We start from the raw sequence: 24,087 nt of genomic DNA, 5'->3' as shown, positions 1-24,087 counted from the left end.
GGCCCTTGCTCTGAGCATTCATTGAAGTCGCAGTGCCAATTAAAAAAACCATGGAGCACCACCTCATGTCCCAGACGTTTTACAAGAAAGGCTTTCTGGCCCTCGCAGTGGCAACTGCGCTGGGTGTTTCTGCGTTTGCTCAGGCTGACATCAAGATCGGCGTAGCGGGACCAATGACAGGCGCCAACGCGGCATTTGGCGAACAGTACATGAAGGGTGCACAAGCGGCGGCCGATGCGGTCAACGCGTCGGGCGGGGTCAACGGGGAAAAAATCGTACTGGTCAAGGGCGATGACGCCTGCGAACCGAAACAGGCTGTGACGGTCGCCAAGGACCTGACCAACCAGAAAGTCGCCGGCGTAGTCGGTCACTTCTGCTCCTCGTCGACCATCCCGGCCTCCGAGATCTACGACGAAGCAGGCATCATCGCCATCACTCCAGGCTCCACCAACCCGGCTGTGACCGAGCGCGGCCTGAGCGCCATGTTCCGTATGTGCGGGCGTGACGACCAGCAAGGCATCGTGGCCGGCGACTACATCGTCGACGTGCTCAAGGGCAAGAAAGTGGTCGTGCTGCACGACAAGGACACCTACGGTCAGGGCCTGGCGGATGCCACCAAGGCTCAGCTTGAGAAGCGTGGCGTGAAGCCTGTGCTGTATGAAGGCCTGACCCGTGGCGAGAAAGACTTCAGCACCATCGTGACCAAGATCCGCGGCGCTGGCGCTGACGTCGTCTACTTCGGTGGCCTGCACCCGGAAGCCGGTCCTCTGGTGCGTCAACTGCGTGAACAGGGCCTGAAAGACGTCAAGTTCATGTCCGACGACGGCATCGTGACCGACGAACTGGTGACCACCGCTGGCGGTCCGCAATTCGTTGACGGCGTGCTGATGACCTTCGGCGCCGACCCACGCCTGCTGCCAGACAGCAAGACCGTGGTAGACGCCTTCCGCAAGGCCGGTACCGAGCCTGAAGGCTACACCCTGTACGCTTACGCTTCGGTCCAGACCCTGGCCGCAGCCTTCAACGGCGCCAAGTCCAACAAGGGTGAAGAAGCGGCCGCATGGCTGAAGAAGAACCCGGTCAAGACCGTCATGGGCGAGAAGACCTGGGACAGCAAGGGCGACCTGAAAGTCTCCGACTACGTGGTTTACCAGTGGGACAAGGACGGCAAATACCACCAGCTGGAAAAACAGAAGTAAGGGCTGACTCGATCACCTGAACCCCACTGATCCCTTGTGGGAGCGGGCTTGCTCGCGAAAAACGTCAACGATAACGCGTGTTTGCTGGTTCAACGCGTTGTCCTCAGGTTCTTCGCGAGCAAGCTCGCTCCTACAGGGGGCGGTGGTGGCCAGCCTGATCGTGGTTGTCATTGCTCCGACGTATATCTGTATTTTCCTTAGAAGAACCGCACAGCCACCTGTGCAGGTTCTCATTGCGTGAGATTGCGTTATGGATGGTATTTTCCTGCAGCAACTGGTCAACGGCCTGACCCTCGGGTCGGTCTATGGCCTGATCGCCATCGGCTACACAATGGTCTATGGCATCATCGGCATGATCAACTTCGCCCACGGCGAGGTTTACATGATTTCCGCTTACCTCGCGGCAATCAGTCTGGCTCTGCTGGCTTACTTCGGTATCGAATCCTTCCCGCTGCTGATGCTTGGCACGCTGATCTTCACCATCGTCGTCACGGCGGTGTATGGCTGGGTCATCGAGCGTGTCGCCTACAAGCCCCTGCGCAACTCCACTCGACTCGCACCGCTGATCAGTGCGATCGGTATTTCCCTGATCCTGCAAAACTACGCACAGATCTCCCAAGGCGCGAAGCAACAAGGCGTTCCGACGTTGCTCTCGGGTGCCTGGCGCGTTGATATCGGTACCGGTTTCGTTCAGTTGACCTACACCAAGGTCTTCATTCTGGTCGCCGCGTTTGTCGGGATGGCCGCGCTGACCTACATCATCAAGTACACCAAGCTCGGCCGCATGTGCCGTGCAACCCAGCAAGACCGCAAGATGGCTTCGATTCTGGGGATCAACACCGATCGGGTGATTTCCTACGTGTTCATCATCGGTGCAGCGATGGCGGCCCTGGCCGGCGTGCTGATCACCATGAACTACGGCACATTCGACTTCTATGCCGGTTTCATCATCGGGATCAAGGCGTTCACCGCCGCGGTGCTCGGCGGGATTGGCTCACTGCCTGGCGCGATGCTCGGCGGGATCATTCTCGGGATTTCCGAGTCGCTGTTTTCCGGCCTGGTGAACTCGGACTACAAAGACGTTTTCAGCTTCTCGCTGTTGGTCCTCGTTCTGGTCTTTCGGCCTCAAGGCCTGCTCGGCCGTCCTCTTGTGTCGAAGGTGTAAGCGATGTCTTCAACCACTCATAAAACAATCGATATCAAAAAAAGCCTGGTTGACGCGATTCTTGCCGGTCTCATTGCCCTGATTGTGTTCGGGCCGATTGTCGGTGTCGTTCTCGATGGCTATGGCTTCAACCTGGAAACCACCCGGGTGGCGTGGATCGTGGCGATCGTCATGGCCGGGCGTTTTGCCCTGAGCATGTTCCTGCAGACAGCCCAGGGCCTGAAAATCCTCGAAGGCTTTGAAACGACAGGCTCCGGGGTGCATGTGCTGGCGCCTGACTACAAGTCGCGGCTGCGCTGGATCATCCCGCTGGTGATCTTGATTGCCCTGGTGTTTCCGTTTTTCTCCAACTCCTACCTGCTGGGCGTGGTCATCCTCGGGCTGATCTACGTGCTGCTGGGGCTGGGGCTGAACATCGTGGTTGGCCTGGCCGGCCTGCTCGACCTTGGTTACGTGGCGTTCTACGCCATCGGCGCCTACGGCCTGGCACTCGGTTACCAATACCTCGGGCTGGGCTTCTGGACGGTGTTGCCGCTGGCGGCGATCATCGCCGGCCTGGCCGGATGCATCCTCGGTTTCCCGGTGCTGCGCCTGCATGGCGACTACCTGGCGATCGTGACCCTGGGCTTCGGTGAAATCATCCGCCTGATCCTCAACAACTGGTTGTCGCTGACCGGAGGCCCGAACGGCATGCCGGCACCGCTGCCGACTTTCTTCGGCCTGGAGTTCGGCAAGCGAGCCAAGGACGGCGGTGTGCCGTTCCATGAGTTCTTCGGCATCGCCTACAACCCCGACGTGAAGTACTACTTCATCTACGCGGTGCTGTTCCTGGTGGTGCTGGCTGTGCTGTACATCAAGCATCGCCTGACCCGCATGCCGGTCGGCCGCGCCTGGGAAGCCCTGCGTGAAGACGAAATCGCCTGTCGCTCCATGGGTCTGAACCACGTATTGGTCAAGCTCTCGGCATTCACCATCGGTGCCTCGACGGCCGGTCTGGCCGGGGTGTTCTTCGCCACCTATCAGGGCTTCGTCAACCCGACCTCGTTCACCTTCTTCGAATCGGCGTTGATCCTCGCCATCGTGGTACTGGGCGGCATGGGTTCGACCATAGGCGTGGTGATTGCAGCCTTCGTGCTGACCGTCGCTCCGGAACTGCTGCGTGGCTTCGCCGAGTACCGCGTGCTGCTGTTCGGCATCCTGATGGTGTTGATGATGATCTGGCGACCGCGCGGCCTGATTCGGATCAGCCGTACCGGTGTGACGCCGCGTAAAGGAGTAGCGCCATGAGCGAAGTCGTACTCTCCGTAGAGAAGCTGATGATGCACTTCGGCGGCATCAAGGCATTGAATGATGTGAGCCTGAAGGTCAAGCGCAACTCGATCTTCGCCCTGATCGGCCCCAACGGCGCCGGCAAGACCACGGTGTTCAACTGCCTGACCGGGTTCTACAAGGCCTCCGGCGGCAAGATCGAACTGAACGTGCGCGGGCAACAGACCAACGTTATCAAGTTGCTGGGCGAATCGTTCAAGCCGACCGATTTCGTGTCGCCAAAAAGCTTCATCACCCGGCTGCGCTACAAGATGTTCGGCGGCACCCACCTGGTGAACCGTGCCGGCCTGGCGCGGACGTTCCAGAACATTCGCCTGTTCAAGGAAATGTCGGTGCTGGAAAACCTGCTGGTGGCCCAGCACATGTGGGTCAACCGCAACATGCTGGCCGGCATCCTCAACACCAAGGGGTATCGCAAGGCCGAAAGCGATGCGCTGGACCATGCCTTCTACTGGCTGGAAGTGGTGGACCTGGTGGACTGTGCCAACCGTCTGGCCGGTGAACTGTCCTACGGCCAGCAACGCCGCCTGGAAATCGCCCGCGCCATGTGCACCCGTCCGCAGATCATCTGCCTCGACGAACCGGCCGCCGGCCTCAACCCTCAGGAAACCGAAGCGCTGAGCGCGATGATCCGGCTGCTGCGCGATGAGCACGATCTGACCGTGGTGCTGATCGAACACGACATGGGCATGGTAATGAGCATTTCCGATCACATCGTGGTGCTGGACCACGGCATCGTCATCGCCGAGGGTGGTCCCGACGACATCCGCAACGACCCGAAAGTGATTGCCGCGTACCTGGGCGCCGACGAAGAGGAGGTGGTATGAGCAAACCCATCCTCGAACTCAAGGACCTGGACGTGTTCTACGGCCCGATCCAGGCCCTGAAAGGCGTCTCGCTGCACATCAACGAAGGGGAGACCGTCAGCCTGATCGGCTCCAACGGCGCCGGCAAATCGACCCTGCTGATGTCGATCTTCGGCCAGCCACGGGCCGCCGACGGGCAGATCCTTTATCAGGGCGTGGACATTACCCACAAGTCGTCCCACTACATCGCCTCCAACGGCATCGCGCAATCGCCGGAAGGGCGGCGGGTGTTCCCCGACATGACCGTCGAAGAAAACCTGCTGATGGGTACCATCCCTATCGGTGACAAGTACGCCAAGGAAGACATGCAACGCATGTTCGAGCTGTTCCCGCGGCTGGAAGAGCGGCGTACCCAGCGGGCGATGACCATGTCCGGTGGCGAGCAGCAGATGCTTGCCATCGCCCGCGCCCTGATGAGCCGGCCCAAGTTGTTGCTGCTGGATGAGCCGAGCCTGGGCCTGGCGCCGATCGTGGTCAAACAGATCTTCGCGACCCTGCGAGAACTGGCCAAGACCGGCATGACCATCTTCCTGGTAGAACAGAACGCCAACCACGCCCTGCGGTTGTCGGACCGGGCGTACGTGATGGTCAACGGCGAAATCCGCATGACCGGCACCGGCAAGGAGCTGCTGGTCAACGAGGATGTGCGTAACGCTTACCTCGGCGGCCACTGAGTTTCAGTGGGTTATGCACAAGCCCCGGCGCGCAATCGCCGGGGCTTTTTTACACTCCAAACACCGCCAATTTCCTTGTAGGAGCGAGCTCGCTCGCGATAAACCGGAGAACGCTGCGGGGTGTCTGGTTTCCCGCGTTATCGTTCACGAACATCGCGAGCAAGCTCGCTCCTACAGGGATCGCAGGAAATTGTGGAAAACAATATTCAAGAGCTTGCGAAGCGCGACATAAAGCCGCTGCAAATAGTTGTTTTGTCACGGTTTTGACTTGTCCCCGTTTGCTGTGGAGCCGGCTGTGAATAACGTGGGAGTAGCTGGCTGCAGGCCTTTTAAACCGTGGCCTGCAGAGGCGTGTTCAGTTTTTGATCAAGTGTTTTTGCGCAACTTGAAGAGCGCTTTGTCAACCTTTTTGTTCGAGATGAAACTGTGTGGAATCAGCGTGGACAATCCTGTGGATAAGTCTGTGATTAAACTCTGGAAAGACCCGGCTGAAGGCCGTGGTTACTGGCTTGGCGCCATCGCTGGTTTGACCCGTCAGTCATGAAAATCCCCAGGGGCTACACGGCGGGCTATTGAGGGTCAAGCAAAAAAGTTTCAAAAAACCGCGCAAAGCCTTGTGGACAGCGGCTTGCAGCTTTTCCACTTGCCCCCAAAGACTGTGGACCGGCCTGTGGATAACGTGCGCGCACATGGCTGCAAGCCAGGCTGGCCAAGGGCTTGCGATGGTTGTTCGTTTTTTGTACAGAAAGTGCGGTTGCCGCTATGGGCAAGGCCGGGCATTCTGCCTGCTGACTTACCATTCCAATGGCTGGCGATCAGCCGAAGCAAGGAGAACACGATGTCCAACACCCTGTTTATTACCGGCGCGACCTCCGGTTTTGGTGAAGCCTGTGCCCGTCGTTTTGCCGACGCAGGCTGGAAATTGGTGCTGACAGGCCGTCGTGAAGAGCGCCTCAATGCGCTGTGCGCCGAGCTGTCGAAGCAGACCGAAGTCCATGGCCTGGTGCTCGATGTGCGTGATCGCAAGGCCATGGAGGAGGCGATTGCCAATCTGCCGCCGTCCTTTGCCAAGCTGCGTGGGTTGATCAACAACGCCGGGCTGGCCCTGGGCGTCGATCCGGCACCCAAGTGCGACCTGGACGATTGGGACACCATGGTCGACACCAACGTCAAAGGCCTGATGTACAGCACCCGTCTGCTGTTGCCACGCCTGATCGCCCACGGTCGTGGCGCCGGCATCGTCAATCTGGGGTCCATTGCCGGCAACTATCCGTACCCGGGCAGCCATGTGTATGGCGCGACCAAGGCGTTCGTCAAACAGTTCTCCCTGAACCTGCGCTGCGACCTGCAGGGCACAGGCGTACGGGTCAGCAACATCGAACCGGGCCTGTGCGAGAGCGAGTTTTCGCTGGTGCGTTTTGCCGGTGACCAGGAGCGCTACAACGCCACCTACGCCGGTGCCGAGCCGATCCAGCCGCAAGACATCGCCGAGACCATCTTCTGGGTACTCAATGCGCCTGCGCACATCAACATCAACAGCCTGGAGCTGATGCCGGTGAGCCAGACCTGGGCCGGGTTTGCTATTGATCGCAGTGGTGGCAAGGCTTAATACCGAGTCATCGTTCTTCGCGAGCAAGCCCGCTCCCACAGGGATCACATGAAACCTGTGGGAGCGGGCTTGCTCGCGAAGGGGCCGGAACAGACAAATCAGGACATCAGCTAGACTCCTCTCCCAACAACCCCGCCGCACCCTGCGGTCTAGAGGTTCCAGAGGAGATCCAGTGAGTAATCGAGTCGAGCAGGCGCTGCTCAAACAATCGACCTTCCTGATGCTCGCCGTGACATTCGCCGGGATCATCACCGGTTTTGTGTCGGGTGCCCAATCCATCCTGTTCGATGGCTTCTTTTCGTTGATCGCGGCCTTCATCAAGGTCCTGATGCTGATCACCGCCAGGCTGATTGCCAAGGAAAGCAACCAGCGCTTCCAGTTCGGTTCCTGGCACCTGGAACCCATGGTGCTGGTGATCGAGGGTAGCTTCATTTTTCTGGTCGCCATTTACGCCTTTCTCAACGGCGTGTTCGGCATCATCAATGGTGGTCGCGAGGTCGAACTCGGACTGGTGATCGTCTATGCGGCAGTGTTCACGGTCGTCGAGCTCATTTATTTTTTCTACGTCCGCCATCGCAACCGCACGCTCAACTCATCGCTGATCCAGTTCGACAACATCAGTTGGCTGGTGGACGCGATGCTGTCGGCGGGCTTGCTGGTGAGTTTCCTCATCGCGCTGCTGCTCAAGACTCAGGGTTACGACAAGTGGGCGGTGTATGTCGACCCGATGATCCTGATTCTGCTGGCCTTGGGCATGCTCCCCCCTGCGCTCAAAATCCTCGGACCGGCCTTGCGCGATGTGTTGGGGATCGTCCCGGATCAGCTGGACGACAAGGTGCGTCAGGTGATGGAGGTGGCGAAGGTCGAGCATGGTTTCGACGACTACATTTCCTATGTGCAGAAGCACGGCAGGGCGTGTTTTATCGAGATCCACATCGTATTGCCGAAGGATTACTGGCTGGACGGGGTGGGGCAACTGGACAGCTTGCGCGAGGAAATTTCCGCGAAGCTTGGCGAGCCGGATGCCGCGCGATGGCTGACCATCAGCTTTACCGGGGATCGCAAGTGGATTGAGTGACAGTTAGGTGACCTCTTTGAGGTCATTCGCGAGCAGGCTCGCTCCCACATTGAAATGCGATCTACTGTGGGAGCGAGCCTGCTCGCGAAAGCAACCAAACAGTCAGCCGAGATATTCAGCCAACCCGCGATAACAGGTCGCCAGGTGATAAGGCGTGGTCGACGGCATGTCGCGGCGGCTGACTTCACCGTGGGCGTCACGGCATTCATACCAGCCGCCGGTATGCAGCGAACGCTGCTGCAACGCCTGCAACTGACGCAATACATCCGCTTCGCTGTCCGGACGCAGCGTCAGGGCGCGCAGGTACTCGGCCTGGGCCCAGATACGCTGTGTGGCATCCCGGACGCCACCACCTGGTTCGAGGTCGAGCATGGCCCGCACCGCACCGGTCTGCTGATCGACGCCCAACTGCTCGGTAAAGGCGAAGGCCCTTTCCAGATCGGCATGCAGGGTTGAAGTGCGCAGCAGTGCCGAGGATTCCAGCAGGAAATACCACTCGAACTGATGCCCCGGTTCAAACCAGTTATCCACAGACCCCAGCGGCTTTTCCATCAACACGCCGTGCTGCGGATCGATAAAACGCGCGTGCATGGCTGTGCATAACTCGGTGAGTGCTTGTTGCACATCGAGGTCTTCACGCACCGACAGGGTGGCGAGGAATGCTTCGGCCAGGTGCATCAGCGGGTTTTGCAAGGGGCCGCTGCCCAGCGATGCCCAGTTGCTGTCGAGCGTGGCTTCATACAGACCGTCATCCGTGGCGAAACGCTGCGCGATCACTTCCAGCGAGGCGTTGAGTACCGACTCGACCAGCGGCTCGCGGACCTTGTCCCAGTAATGGGCGCAGGCGAACAGGATGAACGCATGGGTATAGAGGTCCTTGCGCTGATCCAGCGGCGTCCCTTGAGCATCGACGCTGTAGAACCAGCCGCCGTGCTCTGCATCGTGGAAGTGCCGCTGCAACGAGCGGAACAAGGCGGCGGCACGCTCTTCGGCGCCCGGCACCTGACCGATCAGGCTGGCAAACAGATACAACTGCCGCGCACAGGCCATGGCCCGGTAGCGTTGCGGTGGCAGCGGGTGGTGTCCGGCATCCAGCGCCTCATAAGGCAACGCCATGTCGGCATTCCAGCCCGGACCTTGCCAGAGCGGCACGATGACGTTCAGGAAATGCTGCTGCACCGAGGCGAACAGGGCGGTCAATTCGGGCTGGGAGGCGGAGCGGGGAACAGGTGGCATTGGCTGGCGTCGTCACGGCAAGGGCGATTGCGCGACATGTTAGCAGAGAGGCTGACTTGAGAGAGGTTGTGTCTGTCAGGCCGCCTTCGCGAGCAAGCCCGCTCCCACAGGTGTACGCATTCCAATGTGGGAGCGGGCTTGCTCGCGAAGAGGCGGTGGAAGGCGCTAGAGAATCAACCCGCCAGCAACCACACCCCGGTCGCCGCCGAAGCCGCGCCCGCCAGTCGAACCAGCGGTGCTGCCGCCAGCGGCAAGGTCCGCACCAGCGCATAACCCGCCGCATGCAACACCGCCGTCGCGGCGACAAAGCCTGCGGCAAAGGTCCATGGACTCGACATGTCCGGCAGTTCCAGCCCATGTGCAACACCATGAAACAGTGCAAACAAGGCTGTCGCACCTACCGCCATCACCAACGGTGGACGCACAGCCAGCGCCACCGCCAGCCCCAAGGCCAATACGGAAGCGGCAATCCCGCTCTCCAGGGCAGGCAGGTTCATTCCTTCAAAACCCAGCACCCCGCCAATCAGCAGGGTCCCGACGAAGGTGCATGGCAGCACCCAGCGTGCAGCACCTTGTTGCTGTGCGGCCCACAGGCCGACCGCGAGCATCGCCAGCAGGTGATCGAGACCGCCAAGCGGATGGCTGATACCGGCGATCAAGCCATTGTCGCCGTGCCCCGGATGGGCGAGGGCAAGGGCTGGCGTCAGCAGCAGGGCCAGGGCGCCCAGAATGTGTTTCAGTGTCATGGAAAGCTTCCTTGTTGAAGGGGTGATCAGGCCGCGCTCAGCAAGCCCTGGCGTTCGATGAAGGCGATGATCTGTTCCAGACCCTGGCCGGTTTTCTGGTTGCTGAAGACAAATGGCTTGCCGTTGCGCATGCGCTGGGTATCGCTGTTCATCATCTCCAGCGAGGCACCGACCAGCGGCGCCAGGTCAATCTTGTTGATCACCAGCAGGTCGGATTTGCAGATCCCCGGCCCACCCTTGCGCGGCAGCTTGTCGCCGGCCGAAACGTCGATCACGTAGATCGTCAGGTCGGACAGTTCCGGGCTGAAGGTCGCGGAGAGGTTGTCGCCACCGGACTCCACGAGAATCAGGTCCAGGCCCGGAAAGCGGCGATTGAGTTGATCCACGGCTTCAAGGTTGATCGAAGCGTCTTCGCGGATGGCGGTGTGCGGGCAGCCGCCGGTTTCCACGCCGATGATGCGTTCCGGCGCCAGGGCTTCGTTGCGCACGAGGAAGTCGGCGTCTTCGCGGGTGTAGATGTCGTTGGTCACCACGGCCAGGTTGTAGCGCTCGCGCAGGGCCAGGCACAGGGCCAGGGTCAGGGCGGTTTTGCCGGAGCCGACCGGGCCGCCGATGCCAACGCGCAGGGGTTGTGTGTTCATGTGATTCTCCAAAATAAACGGCCCTAGGAACGGAACAGACGGCTGTACTGGCGCTCATGGGCCATACACGCCAGGGACAGGCCGAAAGCGGCACTGCCGTAGTGATCGGGATCGATCCGGGTGGCGTTCTGTTGAGCCTGTTGAAGCCGCGGCAACAGTTCGCTGGTCAGGCGTTGGGCGGCTTGCTGGCCCAGTGGCAAGGTCTTCATCAGCACCGCCAACTGGTTTTCCAGCCAGTTCCATAGCCACGCAGCCAAGGCGTCCTGCGGGCTGATCTGCCAGGCGCGCGCGGCCAGGGCCCAACCCAGGGCCAGATGGGGTTCGCTACGTTGTTCGAGGAAGGCACGGGCGGCTGTGTCGAGTTCCGGCAAGCCGTTGAGCAACTGCTGCAACGAGTAGCCCATCTGCCGGCTTTCCTGATGCAACTCGCGGGTTTCGCGACTGGCGCGATGTTCCTCGCAGCGTTGCAGCAATTGCCCCCAGTTGTCCTCGCTGGCGGCCACGCAATGGGCAAGCAGCAAAGGTGCTTCGAAGCGTGCCAGATTCAACAGCAACTGATCGCCGATCCAGCGTCGCGCACTGTCGCGGTCGTTTACCCGGCCGTTATCCACAGCCATTTCCAGCCCTTGGGAGTAGCTGTAGCCGCCAATCGGCAATTGCGGACTGGCCAGGCGCAGCAGCGCCCAGGCCGGGTTCATGGGCGTACGCCGAACTGGTGCAGTTTCGGCGCGTAGTTGAAGTCTTCATCACCGTGGCGCGAATGATGATGGCCACCGCCGTAGGCGCCATGTTCCGGCTGGAACGGCGCTTCGATGTTCAAGGCAATGGCACCGAGTTGTTCGAGCATGGCCTTGAGCACGTAATCGTCGAGCAGGCGCAACCAGCCGTCGCCGACTTGCAAGGCGACATGGCGGTTGCCCAGGTGATAGGCCGCGCGGGTCAGTTCGAAGGCATTGGCGCAGGTGACGTGCAGCAATTGTTCGGGGCGGGCGCAGACACGCACGATTCGCCCGTCTTCGGCTTGCAGGCATTCGCCGTCATGCAGGGGCGGTTGGCCGCGCTCCAAAAACAACCCGACGTCTTCGCCCTCGGCACTGAAACAGCGCAAACGGCTTTTGCTGCGGGCTTCGAACGTCAGGTGCAGTTCCGCGGCCCAGACGGGTTGAGGGTCGATTCTGCGATGAATCACCAGCATCGGAAGGCTTCCAGCAATGGACGATGCTCAGGCTAGAGCAAGGGGCTTGCCAATCGACATGATGCGTAGGAAATGGCTGACGGAGACGTAGGAGGGGGATCGATTAAGTGGGTTTTTTGGTTGAAGTTGGTGCGTTTATTTTGATTTGCGCACCAAGCTGAGGCGCTGAGGTTCAATGTGGGAGCGGCGGTGCGACGATTCGACTTGCTCGCGAAGGCGGTGTACCTGTCACATCAATGTTGAATGTGCCGGCGCTTTCGCGAGCAAGCCGGCTCCCACAGGGATATGGGCTTGCTCAAGAGGTTACTCGGTGCTGCCGAGCCCTTGCCAATGCTTGAGGCCGATAAAGATGAAACGCAGTTGCTGGGTGATCTTGGCCTGGGGCGTCAGGTGCTCAGGCAAGGCCTCGGCGGGCGGATCGATGATGTCCGGCAGGGTGGCGAACACGCTTTTGACGATCAGATCCGCCATGACGCTCAGGTCGGCGATGTCCAGGTGCTGCAGTTTCGGCATCAGTGACAAATCCGCCGCCAGGTCCGAACTGATGCCTTCGCGCAGACGGCCAATGGCCTGGCGCACCGGCAGCGAACCGCCGTATTGCTCGCGGGCGAGAAACAGGAACTGCGAGCGGTTGGCGCTGACCACGTCGAGAAAAATCCGCACCGAGGCATCGATGATGCCCCCCATCACGAATTCGTTGTGCCGTACCAGGCGAATGGTTTCGCGGAAGGTCTGGCCGACTTCGCGGACCAGCACCAGGCCCAGTTCGTCCATATCGGCAAAATGGCGGTAGAAACCGGTCGGAACGATGCCGGCGGTTTTCGCAACTTCACGCAGGCTCAGGCTGCCGAATCCTCGGCCGCCATCCATCAGGCGCCGGGCAGCGTCCATCAGGGCATTACGGGTCTGTTGTTTCTGTTCGGCGCGGGGCAGCATCGCAAGGGCGTTTTCTGGACAAGGACGCGGCGCACTCTAGCAAATCGGCTTTGCCGGCGTCGAACGACTGTGATGGATCAAGCGGGGAAGTGCGGCATCTATAAAGCGCAGTGCTGAAAAGTCAAAAGCCCAATCCGGGGATTGGGCTTTTTTTCTGGGCGGCCATGGGGCTTAGCTCAGAGCGCTGTTGCGTTCGATCACACGGTCACCACCGCCTTCAGCGAGGGTTTGACCTTGTGGAGTGCGATCCGAACCGTCGGCAGCGAGGGTTTGACCTTGTGGGGTGCGATCCGAGCCGTCGGCAGCGAGGGTTTGACCTTGTGGGGTGCGATCCGAACCGTCAGCGGCGAGGGTCTGGCCTTGTGGGGTGCGATCGGAACCATCGGCAGCCAGGGTCTGGCCTTGTGGAGTACGGTCCGAGCCATCCTGAGTGATCAGGCCTTTTTCTTTCAGGCGATCATTACCGCCTTCGGCAAGGGTCTGGCCTTGTGGGGTGCGGTCGGAGCCATCGGCGGCGACGGTCTGGCTGAACACCGAGTGGTCTTGTTTCACTTGTGGGGTGGCCTGGTCAGCTGCTGGCAGGGCAAAAGCAGTGCTGGCCAGCATCGAGAGTGAAAGGCTAAGCAGTAATTGGCGTTTCATGATTGTTGTGCTCCTCGGGGGTGCGAAAAAGTGGGTACGAGGGCAATGCTACTCTCGATAAGTCGATATAAAAGTTCATAAACGCAATGGTAATAATCAACGGAATTGATTGTTTGCTGGGGAGGCTCTAGGCCGGGCGTTTCCGACGAGTTGTCTGGCACTGGTTTGGGTATTTTCGACTCACTCGTGACGTGTAAAAGTGCGGGGTCGGTAACGCTGAATGACTGATGGGTCAGTATTGGACTGGCTGAATTCGGCGAAATCGGTCTATCGATTAAACCTGCCGGGTCTTTATCAGTCGTAGACTTCATGGCGAGCCGCTTCCGGCTCACCGTTTCACCTGTGCGTCGCAGTCGGGGCACACAGTCGTATCAGGAGCCCTGTGCAATGACGCGCACCCAAAAGACATTTGTCTGGACCCTTTCCACCTTCCTTACCTTGTTGGCGTTGCTGGTGCTGATCATCGTGTTCTTCGACTGGAACCGGATCAAACCGCCGCTCAATGCCAAGGTTTCCGAAGAACTGCACCGCGCTTTTGCCATCAACGGCAATCTGTCGGTGGTCTGGCAGACCGAGCCCGATGAAAGCGGCTGGCGCGCTTGGGTGCCATGGCCTCATGTGGTGGCCGAGGACATCAGCCTGGGCAATCCGGACTGGTCCAAGCAACCGCAGATGGCCACTCTCAAGCGTGTCGAGTTGCGCATTTCACCCCTGGCTTTGCTGGCGCAGCGGGTGGTGATCCCGCGTATCGACCTCGCCGAGCCGAATGCGCAGCTGCAACGCCTGGCTGACGGGCGCGCCAACTGGACGTTCAAATTCGATCCCAAGGACCCGAACGCCGAGCCTTCCAGTTGGGTGGTGGATATCGGTGCGATCGGTTTCGACAAGGGCCACGTCACCCTCGACGACCAGAGCCTGAAGACGCAGCTCGACGTGCTGATCGATCCGTTGGGCAAGCCGATTCCGTTCAGCGATATCGTCGGCGACAAAGCGGCGAAAGCCGTGCAGGAAAAGGGCTCGTCCCCCCAGGATTATGCGTTCGCCCTCAAGGTCAACGGCCAGTACCACGGCCAGAAACTCGCGGGCCAGGGCAAGATTGGCGGGTTGTTGGCGTTGCAGGATGCGGCACGCCCGTTTCCGCTTCAGGCGCAGGTGAAGATCGCCGATTCCAGCGTCGAACTGGCTGGCACCCTGACCGATCCGCTGAATCTCGGCGCCCTGGACCTGCGCCTGAAACTGGCCGGCACCAGCCTTGGCAACCTCTACCCACTGACCGGCGTAATCCTGCCGGACACCCCACCCTATGCCACCGACGGCCATCTGATCGCCAAGTTGCACGAGCCAGGTGGCGCGGTGTTTCGCTATGAGGAATTCAACGGCAAGATCGGCGAGAGTGACATCCACGGCAGTCTGACCTACGTAGCCAGCCAGCCACGGCCAAAACTCAGCGGCTCGCTACTGTCCAATCAATTGCTGTTCGCTGACCTGGCGCCGCTGATTGGCGCTGATTCCAACGCCAAACAGAAGGCCCGTGGCGGTGACAGCAAACAACCGGTGGACAAAGTGTTGCCGGTCGAAGAGTTCAAGACAGACCGCTGGCGCGATATGGACGCCGATGTCGAGTTCACCGGCAAGCGCATCGTGCACAGCGAAAAATTGCCATTCAATGACCTCTATACCCATCTGGTGCTAACCGATGGCGTGCTCAGCCTCGAACCGCTGCGCTTCGGCGTGGCCGGTGGCAAGCTGGACGCGCAGATTCGCCTGAACGGCCACACCGATCCCCTGGAAGGCCACGCCAGGCTCACGGCGCGGGGTTTCAAGCTCAAACAGTTGTTCCCCGGCTTTGAGCCGATGAAAACCAGTTTTGGCGAGCTCAATGGCGACGCTGATATCAGCGGGCGCGGCAATTCGGTGGCCAGGCTGCTGGGCAGCGCCAATGGCAATCTGAAAATGCTGATCAACGATGGCGCCATCAGTCGCGAATTGATGGAACTGGCGGGCCTGAACGTCGGCAACTACGTGGTTGGCAAGATCTTTGGCGACAAGGAAGTGAAGATCAACTGCGCGGCCGCCGACTTCGGTATCCAGTCCGGCCTGGCAACCACCCGGCTGTTCGTATTCGACACCGAGAACGCCATCGTCTACATCGACGGCACCGCTAACATGGCGACGGAACAACTGGACCTGACCATCACCCCGGAATCCAAGGGCTGGCGCCTGATTTCATTGCGTTCGCCGCTGTATGTGCGCGGCAAGTTCATGAAGCCCGATGCCGGGGTCAAGGCCGTGCCGTTGATGCTGCGCGGCGCCGGAATGGTGGCGCTGGGTGTGATTGCCGCACCGGCGGCAGGGTTGCTGGCGCTGGTGGCACCGAGCGGTGGTGAGCCGAATCAATGCGCGCCGTTGCTGGAGCAGATGAAGTCGGGCAAGGCGCCGAAGACGGTCAAGCAATAGAAGAGTTTGTGTGCACGCTATTGGACCAGAGAGCCAATAGCGTGATGAGCGGTTACGCTTCGATGGGAAACAGGCAGGTGTGAGGCTTGCTTCCAAGCTTACTAATGACCTGATCCCGAATCTTGGCGTAGTTGCCTTCCGACAGATAGGTTGTCCACAAAACGGATTCGGTATCACCCAGGATGATCTTGTCAGAGATTGGTTGTTCAAAGACGGCAAGTCCTACTGCGCGAGTAGTTTCGAGCGATATTTGGAGTGAAAGGATTTTTTTATTTTCGCAAACCAGAGTGAACAGTGTGCTCACGGTGAACGTGGGTGCTTCACCGTCGACGGGTGCATTTTGCTTTTGAACCCTGTTCAGGAGCGTTTCACCTGCAGGTGTATCAGCGGCTAACTGTGCGATGGAAGATAATGCATCGCTCAGTTGCTGTAATCGTTCTTTTTGTATTGCATCAGGCAAGGCTGTGGATGCGATATTTAGCAGGCTGGTTGTTTCGTTGGGAAAATTGTGGGGGTTGGTTTTATTGATTGCCCAGTAAAATTTGCCCAGTGTGGTTATATAGGAAGAGAGCCAGGTGTTGGGGGAATGGTCCGCAATCAACTGACCCAGCAAGCTGGAGTGTAAAATATCTTTTTTGAATTGCTCGGCATGAGTACCAAAAAAAATCGTGATATTGCCATTGACGATGTAAGTATCGGATTTTAAAGATTCCATGTAGGCCTCGGATCAATTGGGGCGGTTGGGTTGAGGTCTCGATTCGACCTCAACGCCAATTTGAAAGCTTTTGGTTATTGGAAACCTGGAATTCCATCGAGGAACTCTTCGGCCGCATTTCCCAGTTTCTCAAGAACCTTGTTTCGTACTTTGGAATAGACTTGAGTATTGAGGTAAACCGGTGTTGCCTGCGATTTTACGGTGGTGGATTTAGTTGTCGATTTCCACCAAAGAATACCGCGAGTACTTTCCCTGACATCCACACTTGTACAGCTGAGGATCATCATCGGAGAGCCTTCCCGGGTTTGCCAGACTGGGGAAATATCAAATACCGCTTGAGAACCTTTTTGAGCGTTACGATTGTAGATCTGGATCAGGCCGTCCTCACCTTTCACTCCCTCCACGGCTTTGCCAGTCAGTTCTGCCAAGCGAGGAGCGTTTACCCCGACCAGCTTCTGAAGTATGTCAAAAGCGACGGCATCCATGGTAAGGCCGGTTCTTTCAATGATTATGTCCTGAGCGTAAATCTTGTTGATCGTCCATCCGAGGTTACGCAGGCCTTCTGTGTAAAAGTTGTACCACTGATGCAACTCTTTAATCATGTCGTATTTTTGCGATGCTGCGTTTTGCATCAGTAATTTGCAGTTGTCTACATCTTCACGGTTTTGCACCGATACACCGGGTACATAGATGTTCATCATGTCCGGGCCGACGGTGCCACTTTCCTTGTTTGGATCAATTGGAAGCTCGTCTGAGACGCTTTGAGTTTGAGCATAGGCAGCACGTCGAGCACGTCGAGCAGGCAGGGCGGGCAGGCTGTCCAGAAATTCAAGTTGTTGTTCAAAGTGCATGGTTGTTTAGTCCTTAATATGTTTTGCAGACTTCTTGTCTGTCAGTTTAATATAAGGGCTGGGAGAGTTTAGTCCATGGTGTGGTTGTAACTTGATAAATATCGTGCCTTGCTGTTTTGGTGTGGGGAGTTGGTCGGGTTAAGTTTGTGAACAGTATGTCTGGTAACTAATGTCGTTATTTTCGTCGCTCGATGAGCGTTCATCGCAACGAATGACCGGATGCCAATGCCTCCTCACGCAACCACCCAAAAAACGCCCGCACCGGTGGATGGCGTTCGCGTCCCGGAACACACAGCGCACTGTATCCGGCGCCATCCACCTGAACGTCCCCGCGATAAGGCGCCAGTAATCCACTGGCCACGCTCTCGGACACCAGAATATTGCTCGCCAGCACCAGACCCTGCCCGGCAATGGCCGCTTGCAGGGCGTAATGCTCTTCGTCGTATTCGCGCACCGCTGGCCGACCGCTCAGCCAGGTTTCGCCCGATTGCGCGCACCAGGCTTCCCAGCCGTGGGCATAGAGTCTGGAGTTGTGCCAGCGCACGCTGATCAGCGTCGGGGCACGATTGACCGCCAGCGCCACTTGTTCGGGCGAACCGTAGACGCCGAAGGACTCATCGAACAGGCACTGGCCGTACAGGTTGGGGTAATCGTCGAGGCTGTAGCGCAGCACCAGATCGACACTGGCGTCCTGATGCAAATCGATGACTTCGCAGTGGGTGTCGAGGCGCACGCTGATGTTCGGGTGGCGCGCATAGAAGCGTCCCAGGCGCGGTACCAGCCACAGCGCGGCGAAGGCCGCGGTGGTGGAGACCGTCAGGTTGGCGCCGCTGCTTTGCGGGCGCAGGGTATCGACACTTTGCGCCACCTCGAGGAACGCCCCGTGCAGGCTCTGGAACAGCCGTTCGCCGCACTCGGTCAGGCGCACCTGGCGTGGCAGGCGTTCGAACAGCGGCACGCCGAGCCAGCTTTCCAGGGAACGGATCTGATGGGACACCGCCGTCGGGGTGACGGACAGTTCTTCGGCGGCGGCCTTGAAACTCAGCAGGCGTGAAGCGGATTCGAAGGCGCGCAGGGCGGTCAAGGGCAGCGAGGCGAACATCGGAAACTCCACAGGTGAAATAGATTCACCTTGGCTGATTTTTACTCATTTGAAGGGGTGCAGCCACGAGCTTCAAGCTGCAAGCCACAAGCCGTTTGAGTTTAGCCCTGAGGAGAGACAGATGAGTAAAATTCTTGCTGTTCATGCCAGCCCCCGTGGCGATCGTTCGCACTCCCGGCGTTTGGCCGAAGTGTTTCTGTCGGCCTGGCAGGCCCGTCATCCACATTCGCCACTGACCCGGCGCGAAGTCGGCCGGGCACTGATCCCGCCGGTCAACGAGGCATTCGTGGCCGCCGCGTTTTACCCCGAGCCCGACGCTCGGCCGCTGTCGATGCAGGCCGACCTGGCGTTCAGCGACGAACTGGTCGGCGAACTGCTCGGCCATGATGTGCTGGTGATTTCCACTCCGATGCACAATTTCAGCGTTCCCAGCGGCTTGAAGGCCTGGATCGATCAGATCGTGCGGGTGGGGGTGACCTTCGATCACAGCCTGGACAACGGCGTGGCCCAGTACGAGCCATTGGTGCAGGGCAAAAAAGCCCTGATCATTACCAGCCGTGGCGGCTTCGGTTTTGGTCCGGGCGGCGAGCTGGAAGCCATGAACCATGCCGACACGCTACTGCGCACGGTGCTCGGCTTCATCGGCATCACCGATGTCACAGTGGTCGCTGCCGAGGGCGAGGAGTCCGCCGAACGCAGTTTTGAAATCTCTGCCGCCGAGGCTGAGCAGCGCTTGTTGGCGCTGGCCGGGGAGTTCTAGATGGCCTGGGTGTTTCTGCTGGTCGCCGCCGGGTTCGAAGTCACCTTCGCCATGGGCATGAAGTACGCCGAGGGCTTCACCCGGCTCTGGCCTTCGCTGATCACGGTGGTGGCCGCTGTGGGCGGGATCTACTTCCTGACCCTGGCCATGCGCGAGTTACCCGTGAGCATCGCGTACCCGATCTGGACCGCCATCGGTTCGCTGGGCACGGTGTTTCTCGGGTTCGCGCTGCTGGGGGAAAGCCTGAGCGTGATCAAACTGGTCTCGGTCGGCCTGATCGTGGCGGGCGTGGCAGGGTTGAAGTAGGGTGGATGACATAGACTTGTCGTCGAGTTGTCATCTTCGCAGGCGTAGCTTGGCGGATGTCTTGCATTGCGCCTTGCGTCACCACCCGACCACAAGGATGTCCACCCATGTCGCAAGGTTCTGCCCCGCGCTACCCACTGGTGCTGGTCCCGGGAATGCTCGGGTTCATCCGGTTGGTGCTTTATCCGTACTGGTACGGGATCGTCGAGGCGCTGCGCCGCGGCGGTGCGGTGGTGTTCGCGGTGCAGGTCTCGCCGCTTAATTCGAACGAAGTACGCGGCGAGCAATTGCTGGCGCGTATTGACGAAATCCTGCGGGAAACCGGGGCCGACAAGGTCAACCTGATCGGCCATAGCCAGGGCTCGCTGACTGCCCGTTACGCCGCGGCCAAACGCCCGGACCTGGTGGCATCGGTGACCTCGGTGGCGGGGCCGAACCACGGTTCGGAGCTCGCCGATTACCTGCATCAACACTATCCCCATGACAGCCTGCGTGGTCGTCTGCTGTGCTTTTTGCTGCGAATGGTCGGCACGCTGATGGGGTGGCTGGATACCGGTTACCACGGGCCGAAGTTGCCGGTGGATATCCATGCCTCCCATCACGCCCTCACCACCGCTGGCGTCGCGCTGTTCAACCAGCGTTATCCACAGGGCTTGCCTGAAACCTGGGGCGGTCACGGGCCGGAGGAGGTCAACGGTGTGCGCTATTACTCCTGGTCCGGCACTTTGCAGCCGGGCATCACCGATCGCGGACGCAATCTGCTGGACGGTACCAACCGCAGTTGTCGGTTATTCGCCAAAACCTTCATCCGTGAAGCCGGGCATTGCGACGGCATGGTCGGGCGCTACAGCTCACACCTGGGCACGGTGATTGGCGATGAGTACCCACTGGATCACTTCGATATCGTCAATCAGTCGCTGGGGCTGGTGGGCAAGGGGGCTGTGCCGGTCCGGTTGTTTGTCGAGCATGCGGCGCGGCTAAGCGCGGCTGGACTTTAGACCGCGTTATCGTTCTTCGCGAGCAAGCCCGCTCTCACATGGGAATGCATTCCAAATGTGGGAGCGGGCTTGCTCGCGAAGGCGCTGGATCAGGCAACGCTGACCTTACGCCCCAACACCGTCGTCCAGCGCTCGGAAACAATCACCCCGCCCAAGGTCAACACCCCGCCCACCAAGTGGTACATCGCCAGTTGTTCATGCAGCACCACCGCTGCAATCAATGCGGTAATCAACGGCAGCAAATTGAAGAACTGCGTGGTCCGGCTCGGACCCAAACGTACCACCGCCTGCATCCACGCCAACGGCGCGACCATCGAAGCCAGCAGGCAGGCGTACAGCACCAGCGGGATGTTCTGCAGGGTCGGGCCGACTTTCGGTGAGGCGAGGAACAGCGGAAACAGCACCACCACGGCCACCAGCACCTGCAGATACAAGAGCACCAGCGGCGGCAGTTTCAGCTGCCATTTTTTCAACAGGGTGCTGTAGACCGCGTAGGCCAGGGTGGCGATCAGCATCATCGCGTCGCCCAGGTTGACCCCGTGTTCGAGCAATGTGCCCAGGCTGCCGGACGACACCACCACCAGGACACCGGCGAACGATAGCACCGCTCCGGCCAGGGCTCCCATGGTCAGGCGCTGGCCGAGGCTGATGATCGCCATCGCGAGCGACATCAGCGGCATCAGCGACAGGATGATGCCCATATTGGTGGCCGAGGTCAGGCTCGCGGCGAAGTACGCCAGGCTTTGATAGACCGCCATGCCGAGAACACCGAGGACAAAGATCTTGCCCAGTTTCGGGCGGATCAGCGGCCAATGGGCGAGCACCGGTTTGAGCATGAAGGGCGTGAACAGCAACCCGGCCAGCAGCCAGCGGTAGAAACCGATCTCGGCGGGGAAGATCGCCCCGGCCGACATTTTGGTGATCACGGTATTGCCGGCCCAGATGAAAATGGCCAGCAGGGGGTAAGCGTATTGCATCGGGAAAAACCAGAACGTTAATGAAGTGCAATTATCCGCTTGTCTGGATGCAAGCCTATACTTCGATTCGGACAACTCGCCCCTGATGACGGACAGCATGAGCAGTAAACACATCGACCTGCTGGACTTCAGCGAACTGCCGTCGGCGGTGTACTTCCGCTACGCCGATTTTGACGCCCACGAATACGCCGCCCCCCATCGGCATCCCTGGGGGACGCTGGAATATGCAGCCCACGGCGTGCTGCACATGGATGTCGAGGGCAGCCGCTTCATGTCGCCTCCGCAATACGCGGTGTGGGTGCCGCCACAGATCGAGCACAGTTTCTATAGCCACCAACCGGTCAACTACCGCGCCGTGTGCCTGGCGCCCAAGGTGTGCGCTGATCTGCCGTCGCGAGCCTGTACCCTGGCCATCAGCGACATCCTCAAGGCGATCCTCAAGGACTTCGCCGCCCGGGACGTGCAAATTCCCGAGCGCGATGCGGACCAGCGTCTGGCCCAGGTATTGGTGGATCAACTGCAACAGGCCCCGGTGCACGAGTGCTATCTGCCCTACGCCAGCAGCCCCGGATTGCTGGGGATTCTGGAAGCATTGCAGGCCGAGCCTGGGGATAACCGGCCGCTGGCGGAATGGGCCGCACGCATCCATGTCAGCGAACGCACCCTGGCACGGCAGTTCATGCGGGAGTTGGGCATGAGCTTCGGTGAGTGGCGCCAGCGCTTGCGTTTTCTGGCGGCGATCGAAGCGCTGGACAGCCAGCGCAGCATTCAGGAAATCGCTTTCGACATGGGCTACAGCACCGGCTCGGCGTTTATCGCGATGTTCCAGCGCCAGGCCGGGTGTACGCCGGAGCAGTACCGGCGCAGCCATCTGGAGAACAGGAAGGTGTAACAGGGGTTGTCTACACTCCAGTACGAGGCCGCCCACCTCGGTGTGGCAACAAGGAGAAAACTCCATGAAGATGTTGCGTGTCCCGTTGTTGATGATCGGTTTGCTGCTCTGCTCCCAGGGTTTCGCCGCCACAGCCCAACAGGAAAAGATGACTACCTGCAATGCCGACGCCACGGCCAAAAGCCTCAAGGGCGACGAGCGCAAAGCCTTCATGAGTACCTGCCTGAAGGCTACTCCGGCGGCAAACGATGCCGGCAAGGCCTTGACACCGCAGCAAGAGAAAATGAAAACCTGCAACGCCGACGCCGCCACCAAAGCCCTCAAGGGTGATGAGCGCAAGGCGTTCATGAGTGATTGCCTGAAGAAAAAATAATTCACAGGGATCAACTCAGTCGAGTGTGGGAGCGGGCTTGCTCGCGAAGGCGGTGTACCTGTCACAACAATGTTGAAGGTGATGGCGCCTTCGCGAGCAAGCCCGCTCCCACAGGTGATCGGCGATGTATGGGCTGTCTGGGGAATGTCAAAATTTGCCCAGCCCCCGACCAAGGTCGAGCCACACAATCCCTAGTGCTCGCACCGGATCGCTGGCAGACTGCCAATCCTTTTTACGCCGTTCGTTTTTGAGGCTGTATGCCAACGTTTTCTCAGCGTCAAGTTTTGCTGGTCATCAGCTGGGTCATCATTTTTGGCGGGCTGCTGCTGGTCCTGCCGCTGCGGTTGCTGCCGAGCCTGCTCGCCGGATTGCTGGTGTTCGAACTGGTCAACATGCTCACTCCGCAACTGCAACGGCTGATCGAAGGCCGGCGTGCGCGCTGGTTGGCGGTGGCATTGCTGGGGACGCTGATTGTCAGCGTACTGTCGCTGATCTTTGCCGGTGCCTTCAGCTTCCTGTTGCACGAGGCGGAAAACCCCGGCGCCTCCCTCGACAAATTCATGGGGGTGGTCGACCGCGCACGCGGGCAACTGCCGCCGTTCATCGACGCCTACCTGCCGGCCAGTGCCGCCGAGTTTCGTGTGGCCATTGGCGAGTGGGTCAGCAAGCACCTGAGCGAATTGCAACTGGTGGGCAAGGATGCGGCGCACATGTTCGTGACCTTGCTGATCGGCATGGTGCTGGGCGCGATCATTGCGTTGCAGCGTGTACCGGATCTGACCAAGCGCAAACCGCTGGCGGCGGCGCTGTTTGATCGACTGCACCTGCTGGTCCAGGCGTTTCGCAACATCGTGTTCGCCCAGATCAAGATTTCCCTGCTCAACACCATTTTCACCGGTATTTTCCTGGCGGTGATCCTGCCGATGTTCGGCATCAAGCTGCCGCTGACCAAAACCCTGATCGTGCTGACGTTCCTGCTCGGCTTGCTGCCGGTGATCGGCAACCTGATGTCCAACACCCTGATCACCATCGTCGGTCTGTCGCTGTCGATCTGGGTCGCCGTCGCGGCGCTGGGTTACCTGATTGTTATCCACAAGCTCGAATACTTCCTCAACGCGCGCATCGTCGGCGGGCAGATCAGTGCCAAGTCGTGGGAGTTGCTGCTGGCGATGCTGGTGTTCGAGGCCGCGTTCGGCCTGCCGGGGGTGGTGGCGGGGCCGATTTACTACGCGTATCTGAAGAGTGAGTTGAAGCAGGTGGGGATGGTTTAAGAGCAGCTACGAGCCTCAAGCTTCAAGCTGCAAGTCAAAGCCAGGAGCGAACACCGCACCTGCTCCTAC

26 protein-coding genes are annotated in these 24,087 nt (G+C 59.6%); 15 read left to right on the top strand and 11 right to left on the bottom strand.

Annotated features, from left to right (window positions below; translation table 11 throughout):
• Positions 1 to 65: 65 nt before the first annotated feature.
• The 8 genes from AC3WN7_RS02015 to AC3WN7_RS01980 all read left to right on the top strand — a co-directional run bounded on the left by AC3WN7_RS02015 (position 66) and on the right by AC3WN7_RS01980 (position 7,920).
• On the top strand, positions 66 to 1,199 hold the full coding sequence (locus tag AC3WN7_RS02015) for an ABC transporter substrate-binding protein (protein ID WP_095964713.1): 1,134 nt from the start codon (positions 66 to 68) through the stop codon (positions 1,197 to 1,199).
• 250 nt (positions 1,200 to 1,449) lie between these two features.
• Positions 1,450 to 2,364 (top strand): ABC transporter permease subunit, encoded by a 915-nt coding sequence (locus AC3WN7_RS02010; RefSeq protein ID WP_008048116.1) that lies wholly within the window; start codon positions 1,450 to 1,452, stop codon positions 2,362 to 2,364.
• Between the two features lie 3 nt (positions 2,365 to 2,367).
• Positions 2,368 to 3,651: a high-affinity branched-chain amino acid ABC transporter permease LivM gene (gene livM, locus AC3WN7_RS02005; protein ID WP_095964714.1), complete on the top strand. Its 1,284-nt coding sequence runs from the start codon at positions 2,368 to 2,370 to the stop codon at positions 3,649 to 3,651.
• Positions 3,648 to 4,520 carry an ABC transporter ATP-binding protein gene (locus AC3WN7_RS02000; RefSeq protein ID WP_095964715.1) on the top strand — a complete coding sequence of 291 codons (873 nt, stop codon included), beginning with the start codon at positions 3,648 to 3,650 and terminating at the stop codon, positions 4,518 to 4,520. Before livM ends, AC3WN7_RS02000 begins: the two co-directional genes overlap by 4 nt.
• On the top strand, positions 4,517 to 5,233 hold the full coding sequence (locus AC3WN7_RS01995) for an ABC transporter ATP-binding protein (RefSeq protein WP_007979701.1): 717 nt from the start codon (positions 4,517 to 4,519) through the stop codon (positions 5,231 to 5,233). The genes AC3WN7_RS02000 and AC3WN7_RS01995 overlap by 4 nt, the downstream gene beginning before the upstream one ends.
• Before the next feature lie 295 nt (positions 5,234 to 5,528).
• Positions 5,529 to 5,777 carry a hypothetical protein gene (locus tag AC3WN7_RS01990; RefSeq protein WP_173862029.1) on the top strand — a complete coding sequence of 83 codons (249 nt, stop codon included), beginning with the start codon at positions 5,529 to 5,531 and terminating at the stop codon, positions 5,775 to 5,777.
• Between the two features lie 294 nt (positions 5,778 to 6,071).
• Entirely contained in the window at positions 6,072 to 6,842 is a 771-nt protein-coding gene (locus AC3WN7_RS01985) for an SDR family oxidoreductase (RefSeq protein WP_095964716.1), read from the top strand.
• Positions 6,843 to 7,014: 172 nt separating this feature from the next.
• Positions 7,015 to 7,920 (top strand): cation diffusion facilitator family transporter, encoded by a 906-nt coding sequence (locus tag AC3WN7_RS01980; RefSeq protein ID WP_102673149.1) that lies wholly within the window; start codon positions 7,015 to 7,017, stop codon positions 7,918 to 7,920.
• Between the two features lie 102 nt (positions 7,921 to 8,022).
• On the opposite strand, the gene AC3WN7_RS01975 is transcribed toward AC3WN7_RS01980, so the two are convergent.
• From AC3WN7_RS01975 to AC3WN7_RS01945, 7 genes are all read right to left on the bottom strand, one after another.
• Entirely contained in the window at positions 8,023 to 9,156 is a 1,134-nt protein-coding gene (locus tag AC3WN7_RS01975) for an AGE family epimerase/isomerase (protein ID WP_102673148.1), read from the bottom strand.
• A gap of 173 nt (positions 9,157 to 9,329) precedes the next feature.
• The gene (locus tag AC3WN7_RS01970) at positions 9,330 to 9,902 is read right to left on the bottom strand and encodes a HupE/UreJ family protein (protein ID WP_102673147.1); all 573 of its coding nucleotides are present in this window, start codon (positions 9,900 to 9,902) and stop codon (positions 9,330 to 9,332) included.
• A 26-nt stretch (positions 9,903 to 9,928) separates the two neighbouring features.
• Positions 9,929 to 10,543, bottom strand: coding sequence for an urease accessory protein UreG (gene ureG, locus AC3WN7_RS01965; protein WP_095964720.1), 615 nt, complete (start codon positions 10,541 to 10,543; stop codon positions 9,929 to 9,931).
• 23 nt (positions 10,544 to 10,566) lie between these two features.
• Complete coding sequence (locus tag AC3WN7_RS01960) at positions 10,567 to 11,241, bottom strand: urease accessory protein UreF (RefSeq protein WP_102673146.1); 675 nt, start codon at positions 11,239 to 11,241, stop codon at positions 10,567 to 10,569.
• Positions 11,238 to 11,738: an urease accessory protein UreE gene (gene ureE, locus AC3WN7_RS01955; protein ID WP_102673145.1), complete on the bottom strand. Its 501-nt coding sequence runs from the start codon at positions 11,736 to 11,738 to the stop codon at positions 11,238 to 11,240. Before ureE ends, AC3WN7_RS01960 begins: the two co-directional genes overlap by 4 nt.
• 303 nt (positions 11,739 to 12,041) lie before the next feature.
• Positions 12,042 to 12,674, bottom strand: a complete 633-nt coding sequence (locus AC3WN7_RS01950) for a TetR family transcriptional regulator (protein WP_095964723.1) — start codon at positions 12,672 to 12,674, stop codon at positions 12,042 to 12,044.
• A gap of 171 nt (positions 12,675 to 12,845) precedes the next feature.
• Positions 12,846 to 13,316 carry a hypothetical protein gene (locus AC3WN7_RS01945; protein WP_102673144.1) on the bottom strand — a complete coding sequence of 157 codons (471 nt, stop codon included), beginning with the start codon at positions 13,314 to 13,316 and terminating at the stop codon, positions 12,846 to 12,848.
• 387 nt (positions 13,317 to 13,703) lie between these two features.
• Between AC3WN7_RS01945 and AC3WN7_RS01940 the strand changes: the two genes are divergently transcribed.
• Positions 13,704 to 15,773, top strand: coding sequence for an AsmA family protein (locus AC3WN7_RS01940; RefSeq protein ID WP_095964725.1), 2,070 nt, complete (start codon positions 13,704 to 13,706; stop codon positions 15,771 to 15,773).
• A gap of 52 nt (positions 15,774 to 15,825) precedes the next feature.
• On the opposite strand, the gene AC3WN7_RS01935 is transcribed toward AC3WN7_RS01940, so the two are convergent.
• From AC3WN7_RS01935 to AC3WN7_RS01925, 3 genes are all read right to left on the bottom strand, one after another.
• Positions 15,826 to 16,488 (bottom strand): hypothetical protein, encoded by a 663-nt coding sequence (locus tag AC3WN7_RS01935; RefSeq protein WP_102673143.1) that lies wholly within the window; start codon positions 16,486 to 16,488, stop codon positions 15,826 to 15,828.
• 74 nt (positions 16,489 to 16,562) lie between these two features.
• Positions 16,563 to 17,339 carry a hypothetical protein gene (locus tag AC3WN7_RS01930; protein WP_095964727.1) on the bottom strand — a complete coding sequence of 259 codons (777 nt, stop codon included), beginning with the start codon at positions 17,337 to 17,339 and terminating at the stop codon, positions 16,563 to 16,565.
• 199 nt (positions 17,340 to 17,538) lie between these two features.
• Positions 17,539 to 18,453, bottom strand: a complete 915-nt coding sequence (locus tag AC3WN7_RS01925) for a LysR substrate-binding domain-containing protein (protein WP_173862027.1) — start codon at positions 18,451 to 18,453, stop codon at positions 17,539 to 17,541.
• Positions 18,454 to 18,562: 109 nt separating this feature from the next.
• Here AC3WN7_RS01925 and AC3WN7_RS01920 point away from each other — a divergent pair, with 109 nt between their 5' ends.
• The 3 genes from AC3WN7_RS01920 (at position 18,563) to AC3WN7_RS01910 (ending at position 20,505) form a co-directional block, all read left to right on the top strand.
• Positions 18,563 to 19,201: an FMN-dependent NADH-azoreductase gene (locus AC3WN7_RS01920; RefSeq protein WP_102673141.1), complete on the top strand. Its 639-nt coding sequence runs from the start codon at positions 18,563 to 18,565 to the stop codon at positions 19,199 to 19,201.
• On the top strand, positions 19,202 to 19,507 hold the full coding sequence (locus tag AC3WN7_RS01915; protein WP_007979676.1) for a DMT family transporter: 306 nt from the start codon (positions 19,202 to 19,204) through the stop codon (positions 19,505 to 19,507).
• A gap of 107 nt (positions 19,508 to 19,614) precedes the next feature.
• Positions 19,615 to 20,505, top strand: a complete 891-nt coding sequence (locus tag AC3WN7_RS01910) for an esterase/lipase family protein (RefSeq protein WP_102673140.1) — start codon at positions 19,615 to 19,617, stop codon at positions 20,503 to 20,505.
• Between the two features lie 89 nt (positions 20,506 to 20,594).
• Here the strand turns inward: AC3WN7_RS01910 and AC3WN7_RS01905 are convergent, their stop codons facing one another.
• Complete coding sequence (locus AC3WN7_RS01905) at positions 20,595 to 21,482, bottom strand: DMT family transporter (RefSeq protein ID WP_095964732.1); 888 nt, start codon at positions 21,480 to 21,482, stop codon at positions 20,595 to 20,597.
• Between the two features lie 97 nt (positions 21,483 to 21,579).
• Here AC3WN7_RS01905 and AC3WN7_RS01900 point away from each other — a divergent pair, with 97 nt between their 5' ends.
• The 3 genes from AC3WN7_RS01900 to AC3WN7_RS01890 all read left to right on the top strand — a co-directional run bounded on the left by AC3WN7_RS01900 (position 21,580) and on the right by AC3WN7_RS01890 (position 24,018).
• Positions 21,580 to 22,374 carry an AraC family transcriptional regulator gene (locus AC3WN7_RS01900; protein WP_095964813.1) on the top strand — a complete coding sequence of 265 codons (795 nt, stop codon included), beginning with the start codon at positions 21,580 to 21,582 and terminating at the stop codon, positions 22,372 to 22,374.
• A gap of 64 nt (positions 22,375 to 22,438) precedes the next feature.
• Positions 22,439 to 22,747 carry a PsiF family protein gene (locus tag AC3WN7_RS01895; protein ID WP_102673139.1) on the top strand — a complete coding sequence of 103 codons (309 nt, stop codon included), beginning with the start codon at positions 22,439 to 22,441 and terminating at the stop codon, positions 22,745 to 22,747.
• A gap of 257 nt (positions 22,748 to 23,004) precedes the next feature.
• Entirely contained in the window at positions 23,005 to 24,018 is a 1,014-nt protein-coding gene (locus AC3WN7_RS01890) for an AI-2E family transporter (protein WP_015093263.1), read from the top strand.
• Positions 24,019 to 24,087: the final 69 nt, after the last annotated feature.

The organism is Pseudomonas sp. FW305-70, assembly GCF_058783925.1.
Note: the sequence above shows the minus strand (reverse complement) of the source record. Positions and strands in the feature narration are given on the sequence as shown.

Bases quoted from the DNA above. Each gene is read 5' to 3' on its own strand.
- AC3WN7_RS01890 (WP_015093263.1), top strand. From the start codon at position 23,005: ATGCCAACGTTTTCTCAGCGTCAAGTTTTGCTGGTCATCAGCTGGGTC.
- AC3WN7_RS01985 (WP_095964716.1), top strand. From the start codon at position 6,072: ATGTCCAACACCCTGTTTATTACCGGCGCGACCTCCGGTTTTGGTGAA.
- AC3WN7_RS01945 (WP_102673144.1), bottom strand. From the start codon at position 13,316: ATGAAACGCCAATTACTGCTTAGCCTTTCACTCTCGATGCTGGCCAGC.
- AC3WN7_RS01915 (WP_007979676.1), top strand. From the start codon at position 19,202: ATGGCCTGGGTGTTTCTGCTGGTCGCCGCCGGGTTCGAAGTCACCTTC.
- AC3WN7_RS02010 (WP_008048116.1), top strand. From the start codon at position 1,450: ATGGATGGTATTTTCCTGCAGCAACTGGTCAACGGCCTGACCCTCGGG.
- AC3WN7_RS01950 (WP_095964723.1), bottom strand. From the start codon at position 12,674: ATGCTGCCCCGCGCCGAACAGAAACAACAGACCCGTAATGCCCTGATG.
- AC3WN7_RS02015 (WP_095964713.1), top strand. From the start codon at position 66: ATGTCCCAGACGTTTTACAAGAAAGGCTTTCTGGCCCTCGCAGTGGCA.
- AC3WN7_RS01900 (WP_095964813.1), top strand. From the start codon at position 21,580: ATGAGCAGTAAACACATCGACCTGCTGGACTTCAGCGAACTGCCGTCG.
- AC3WN7_RS01910 (WP_102673140.1), top strand. From the start codon at position 19,615: ATGTCGCAAGGTTCTGCCCCGCGCTACCCACTGGTGCTGGTCCCGGGA.
- livM (WP_095964714.1), top strand. From the start codon at position 2,368: ATGTCTTCAACCACTCATAAAACAATCGATATCAAAAAAAGCCTGGTT.
- AC3WN7_RS01930 (WP_095964727.1), bottom strand. From the start codon at position 17,339: ATGCACTTTGAACAACAACTTGAATTTCTGGACAGCCTGCCCGCCCTG.
- AC3WN7_RS01940 (WP_095964725.1), top strand. From the start codon at position 13,704: ATGACGCGCACCCAAAAGACATTTGTCTGGACCCTTTCCACCTTCCTT.
- AC3WN7_RS01970 (WP_102673147.1), bottom strand. From the start codon at position 9,902: ATGACACTGAAACACATTCTGGGCGCCCTGGCCCTGCTGCTGACGCCA.
- AC3WN7_RS01975 (WP_102673148.1), bottom strand. From the start codon at position 9,156: ATGCCACCTGTTCCCCGCTCCGCCTCCCAGCCCGAATTGACCGCCCTG.
- AC3WN7_RS01895 (WP_102673139.1), top strand. From the start codon at position 22,439: ATGAAGATGTTGCGTGTCCCGTTGTTGATGATCGGTTTGCTGCTCTGC.
- AC3WN7_RS01935 (WP_102673143.1), bottom strand. From the start codon at position 16,488: ATGGAATCTTTAAAATCCGATACTTACATCGTCAATGGCAATATCACG.
- ureE (WP_102673145.1), bottom strand. From the start codon at position 11,738: ATGCTGGTGATTCATCGCAGAATCGACCCTCAACCCGTCTGGGCCGCG.
- ureG (WP_095964720.1), bottom strand. From the start codon at position 10,543: ATGAACACACAACCCCTGCGCGTTGGCATCGGCGGCCCGGTCGGCTCC.
- AC3WN7_RS01960 (WP_102673146.1), bottom strand. From the start codon at position 11,241: ATGAACCCGGCCTGGGCGCTGCTGCGCCTGGCCAGTCCGCAATTGCCG.
- AC3WN7_RS02000 (WP_095964715.1), top strand. From the start codon at position 3,648: ATGAGCGAAGTCGTACTCTCCGTAGAGAAGCTGATGATGCACTTCGGC.
- AC3WN7_RS01920 (WP_102673141.1), top strand. From the start codon at position 18,563: ATGAGTAAAATTCTTGCTGTTCATGCCAGCCCCCGTGGCGATCGTTCG.
- AC3WN7_RS01905 (WP_095964732.1), bottom strand. From the start codon at position 21,482: ATGCAATACGCTTACCCCCTGCTGGCCATTTTCATCTGGGCCGGCAAT.
- AC3WN7_RS01995 (WP_007979701.1), top strand. From the start codon at position 4,517: ATGAGCAAACCCATCCTCGAACTCAAGGACCTGGACGTGTTCTACGGC.